Consider the following 1,471-nt stretch of genomic DNA (forward strand, 5'->3'; position numbering starts at 1 on the left):
GTAACAGCACCGTCTGAAGCCATTCTGACAATGTATCCCATCCCGAAAGGGTGAAGCCGACGCCGTGAGGTTGAAGCGGAACTGCAAGCATCACGCGGTAGGGGGCTAGGCTGGGAAGTATGGTGAACATATGTGAATCGACGATAAATCCCGTAACCATGAACGAGCCAAAGATGCTGACAGGCTCGAGCCAAAACGGCGCTGTGAGTGGTTCTGGCTTTCAAGTTTAGCCAGACGAGGACGCAATACTCACCGGGAGAGAGTCGACACCTAACCTTCTCGCGTCACTTATGTGGAACACGGTAAGCCCGTACTTTCGCCTCTCGCGAGGCAGGTGAACCGCAAGGACCACTGTTGGAAGTGCGGGTATAGGAATCCGGAAAAAGCGAATGTCGCTCTGTAATGGAGCGAATAGGGGTTGAGGCGATTGCCAACATTACCTTGCCCGAAAGGGAGCAGACTTCCGGTTGGTCTCTCTTCGCAACAGAGTTTGGAGAACCTTCCCATAGGAGGAAAGGCAAATGATGGCTATGAAAATGGCTGGTGCGACCTCCGGCACGGAGGTGCGTTGGCACGAAATCGATTGGGTGCGAGCTCACAGACAGGTCAGGGGGCTGCAAGTGCGTATTGCGAAGGCAGTTAAAGAGGGCCGTTGGAACAAGGTGAAATCTCTCCAATGGCTCCTCACGCATTCGTTTTATGGCAAAGCGGTAGCTGTAAAGCGAGTTACCGAGAATCAAGGCAAAAAGACACCGGGGGTGGACCGTGTTGTTTGGGACACTCCGGAGTCGAAAGCCAAAGCCATGCTGTCGCTGGGGCGAAGGGGATACTCTCCACTGCCTCTTAGACGGGTTTTCATTCCCAAAGCAAATGGCAAGCTGCGCCCGCTGGGAATTCCGACGATGAAAGACAGAGCCATGCAAGCGTTGTACACGCTTGCACTGTTGCCCGTCGCGGAAACTACAGGGGATCAGAACTCATACGGCTTTCGACCGGAGAGAGCGAGCAGAGATGCTGCTGCACGCTGTCATATGGTCTTGGCGAAGAGCTCATGTGCTCGTTGGGTTTTGGACGCGGACATTGCCGGATGCTTTGACAACATCAGCCACGACTGGATGATCGCCAATATCCCTATGGATAGGGTGATTTTAAGGAAGTGGTTGAAATGTGGTTTCGTGTGGGACGGCAGGTTGCATGCTACGGAAGATGGGACGCCGCAAGGTGGCATCATCTCGCCGACGCTGGCAAACTTGACCTTGGATGGAATGGAACGCTATTTGCAGGAGCGCTTCGGCGTAAATAAAGACCGCGCAGCCAGACCTAACCCTATGGTCCATCTAATTCGGTACGCGGACGATTTTGTTGTCACAGGGGCGACGAAAGAAATCCTTGAGGAAGCGAAATCGTTGATCGAAGATTTTCTCCGACCGAGAGGCTTGACGCTCTCCGAGGAGAAAACCAAGATCGTGCA

General features: G+C 53.6%; 1 protein-coding gene. It reads left to right on the plus strand.

Annotation, left to right across the window (positions count from 1 at the left end; translation table 11 throughout):
* Positions 1–521: 521 nt before the first annotated feature.
* On the plus strand, positions 522–1,471 hold a 950-nt coding region (locus AWB67_RS37640; RefSeq protein ID WP_200822425.1), incomplete at its 3' end, for a reverse transcriptase domain-containing protein.

The organism is Caballeronia terrestris (assembly GCF_001544515.1).
GTDB lineage: Bacteria > Pseudomonadota > Gammaproteobacteria > Burkholderiales > Burkholderiaceae > Caballeronia > Caballeronia terrestris.